Here is a 3,396-nt window from a genome sequence, read left to right as displayed (position 1 = left end):
GTCGCCGACCGCGACGGCGAAGCGGTCAGCGGACAGGTCGACTGCGTCGTACCAGTCACCGCACACGTTCAGGGCTCCGGTCGCGGGCAGGTAGCGCACGGCGACGCCCGGGTGCCGGGCCAGGTCAGGGGTATGGAGCATGGTTTCCTGCAGGGCGACGGCGATGCGTCGTTCACGGGCGTGGGCCTGCCGCAGGTCCTCGTTCAGCCGCTGCAGCTGCCGTGCCCGGGCGTACAGCTCCGCTTCCATGGCCGCTTCCCGGCCGGGGCTGAACGACGGCGGGTAGGCCGTGCGGCGGGCGCGGACGACGTCGGTCATGTCCTCGAACCGGTGGAGGATCCAGGCGACCTTGCCGTCCGGGCCAAGGACGGGCACGTTGATCGCGGTCCACCACCGCTCCTTGAACACGTCGGGGTTGCCGGCGACCGGAATGTCATACCTCTGCAGCGCCATGTGATCGGTCTGGCCGCAGGACAGCACCCGCTGCAGCGAGGCCTTCAGCGTCTCTGTCCCGTCGGCCTCCGGGTCGGCGGGGTTGTCCGGGAAGACATCGAAGAGGTACTGCCCGACCAGCTCGGCCCGGCTGCGTCCAGTCACCTCGCAGAAGGCCGGGTTGGCAGCAGCGATCACCAGGTCCGTGCCCAGCAGCAGGCAGGGGCTCGGGAGGACGGCGAACACCGCCGTGTAGTCGATCTCCGGTGTCGTCATACGCGTGTCCCGGGGAGTTACTTCCTCTTCAATCTACGAACTGTCCCGCCCTCGCGCCCGCCGATCTTTTCGCCCCCTCTGCCGGTCAGCTCCACGTCCAGGCGCTTGACGCGTCGCCCCCGGTCCGCGGAAGTACAGCCCAGTGGCTGCCTGGGCGAGGACTTCGTCGGGGTGTCCGCTGCTGCGCCCGCGCGGGAGACGGCCGGGCCACGCGGGGTCCAGGTGGAGGGTGAGGAGGCGCTCGCGGGCCGCGCTGTCGATCCGATCGGCGCGGTGTAGGCGAACGTCGCCCGGAACTCGCCGTCATCCCGGTCCGAGCGGTGGCTCGGCGGCGGGAGCGTTCGCTGGCCCCTGAGGGTGCGGGATGAGAGGTGGTGCACTTCCCTCCCCGCCGTCCAGCACGGCCGCCGCCCTTCATGAGGTTGCCGCCCTGCTCCATGAGGCTGATGGCCCATACCACCGAAAAATATGCGAAATGGTTGAAAACCTTGCAGCACCTCCGCAACCGACGTGTCTCCCATGGCAATGGGGTGGACCGCGGCTAGCCTCCAAGAAGGTGACGGGTCCGGCTGACTACTGACGCGTGGCCCGCGCTCTGCCTTTCAGGGGCGACTCGCAGATCCCATCATCCGGGAGGAACAGTCATGACCACACGTCCACCCGTGCCACCGTTCACGCGGGAGACGGCGATCGAGAAGGTCCGGCTGGCGGAAGACGCTTGGAACTCCCGCGATCCTGAGAAGGTGTCGCTGGGCTACACGGTGGACTCGCGCTGGCGCAACCGAGCGGAGTTCATCAACGGACGCGAAGAGATCGTGGCCTTCCTGACCCGCAAGTGGCACCGCGAGCTGGATTATCGACTCATCAAAGAATTGTGGGCGTTCACCGAGAACCGGATCGCCGTGAGATTCGCCTACGAATGCCACGACGACTCCGGCCAGTGGTACCGCTCGTACGGCAACGAGAATTGGGACTTCGGCGAGGATGGCCTGATGCGGGTCCGTCTCGCCTGTATCAACGATCTCCCGATCTCTGAATCCGACCGCAAGTACCACTGGCCCCTGGGGAGGCGCCCCGACGACCACCCCGGCCTCAGCGATCTCGGGTTCTGACCATCATGCATCCCCGACCTCCGCCCCGTCGTTCAGGATGTGGAGTCAACACTCCGCGCGTCGGGTGAACAACAGCGCAAGGTCACTGCTGCCGCAGGTACACCTCGTCGGCGTAGCACCACGCCCACTCCTCCCCCGGCTCGGCCGACTTGGCCACGGGGTGTCCACTCTCCTCGTAGTGCGAGGAGGCATGGGCGCCGGGTGAGCTGTCACAGCATCCGAGGTGCCCGCACGTGAGGCACCTCAGCAGATGGACCCACCGCTTTCCCGCGGCCACGCACTCGTGGCAGCCGTCGGCCGCCGCAGGGGGCGGGTCGTACTGATCGCCGTGCACGCAGTACCGGCCCTCCGGTCGGCCGCCGTCCGTTCGGGGCACCCAGGTGGTCATGGCCCCAGCCTAATCTCGCGGTCGGTACACCACCCTTCGCCCCGTACGCCACTGTTCATGGCCGGCAGGACGACTTCGTCACGCACGCCCCTGCCCAGCCGGACGACAGCGCGCACCACGGCGCGCTGACGCGCAGCTCAGTTCGCCTAGAGACGAACCGTCAGGAGGCATAGGGGCCGAACCGGCCCCAGGCTATGACGGCGGCAAGGGCGAACAGGACGGCGTTCACAACGATGTTGGGCAACTCGTGGGCGCGCAGGTGGGTGATCGCGGCGCCGATCATGAGCAGGGCCACACCGACGGCGGCGATGGGGGTCCAGATCGGCGCGATGCCGGTGGCGGCCGGTAGCACGAGCCCGATGGCGGCCAGTACCTTCAGCAGACCGAGGCCTTTGATCTGGGCCGGGGTGAAGGCGGTCACCCACGTCATCGAGTCGGCGAGCTTCTCACGGGACCGGGCGAGCATGAGTGCGCCGCTGGCCAGCATGACCAGCGCCAGAAGAATCTGCATGATCCACAGAAAGACGTTCACTGCAAGATTTCCTTGTCTGCAAGGGCGTTCGGGATGGCGCTGCCCCCACTCGGGGGTCGCGTACGGCGAGTGCGCGGCCGGCGATGTGCCACTGGGCGCCGAGTTCCTTGAGGCTCTCCCGCGGAGTGCCCAGGCCGCCGCCGAGGGCGGTGATCAGCACGGTGGGCCTGTTGTCGAGAAGTGCGCCCACGATCACCGGGTCCCGCGCACCTCGCGAAGTGCTGGGACCGAAGGCGCAATCATCGCGCCCTTGGGGTAGGCCGCGATCCCCCTGGCCGTGACACGGTAGGCGCTCTCTCCACTGGCGGACGTCGCAGGAGATACCGGCGTCCGAACGGAACAGGCGCACAGAACTCCTCGCTTCCGGCACGGGTGGTCGATGGACACGGCCCGACAGCCGGGGCGCGTGGTTGCACGCTAGCACGTAAACGGACTTTACCCCGGTTAGCGTTTTCGGGAAGGTACATTGGGCCCGTGAACCTGCCTGTCGTGCCCTTCGGAAAACCGCGTGGTGAGCGCGCCGACGCCTTGCGCAACCGTGAACGGCTCCTGCGGACCGCTCGCGAGATGATCGACGAGCAGGGAACGCAGAAGGTGACCATGGACGCTCTGGCGGACCGCGCCGGCCTCGGCAAAGGCACCGTCTTCCGCCGCTT

General features: G+C 67.8%; 5 protein-coding genes. 2 read left to right on the top strand and 3 right to left on the bottom strand.

The annotated features are described in order from the left end of the window. A partial coding sequence (locus CCN33_RS28740; RefSeq protein WP_140394727.1) for a PAS domain-containing protein occupies positions 1-708 on the bottom strand: 708 nt, incomplete at its 3' end. Between the two features lie 644 nt (positions 709-1,352). On the opposite strand from CCN33_RS28740, the gene CCN33_RS28735 reads away from it, so the two are divergent. Then, positions 1,353-1,820, top strand: a complete 468-nt coding sequence (locus CCN33_RS28735) for a nuclear transport factor 2 family protein (RefSeq protein ID WP_086696317.1) — start codon at positions 1,353-1,355, stop codon at positions 1,818-1,820. An 82-nt stretch (positions 1,821-1,902) separates the two neighbouring features. On the opposite strand, the gene CCN33_RS28730 is transcribed toward CCN33_RS28735, so the two are convergent. Together CCN33_RS28730 and CCN33_RS28725 are read right to left on the bottom strand one after the other, a co-directional pair. After that, positions 1,903-2,208 carry a UBP-type zinc finger domain-containing protein gene (locus CCN33_RS28730; RefSeq protein WP_086696316.1) on the bottom strand — a complete coding sequence of 102 codons (306 nt, stop codon included), beginning with the start codon at positions 2,206-2,208 and terminating at the stop codon, positions 1,903-1,905. Positions 2,209-2,368: 160 nt separating this feature from the next. Continuing rightward, a complete protein-coding gene (locus tag CCN33_RS28725) occupies positions 2,369-2,740 on the bottom strand; it encodes a DoxX family protein (RefSeq protein WP_086696315.1) in 372 nt (123 codons plus the stop codon). A 474-nt stretch (positions 2,741-3,214) separates the two neighbouring features. Here CCN33_RS28725 and CCN33_RS28720 point away from each other — a divergent pair. After that, on the top strand, positions 3,215-3,396 hold a 182-nt coding region (locus CCN33_RS28720), incomplete at its 3' end, for a TetR/AcrR family transcriptional regulator (RefSeq protein WP_140394726.1).

It is taken from the genome of Streptomyces recifensis (assembly GCF_002154615.1).
Classification (GTDB): Bacteria; Actinomycetota; Actinomycetes; order Streptomycetales; family Streptomycetaceae; genus Streptomyces; species Streptomyces griseoluteus.
The sequence above is the reverse complement of the archived record's forward strand: the minus strand, read 5'-3'. Positions and strand labels throughout refer to the sequence as shown.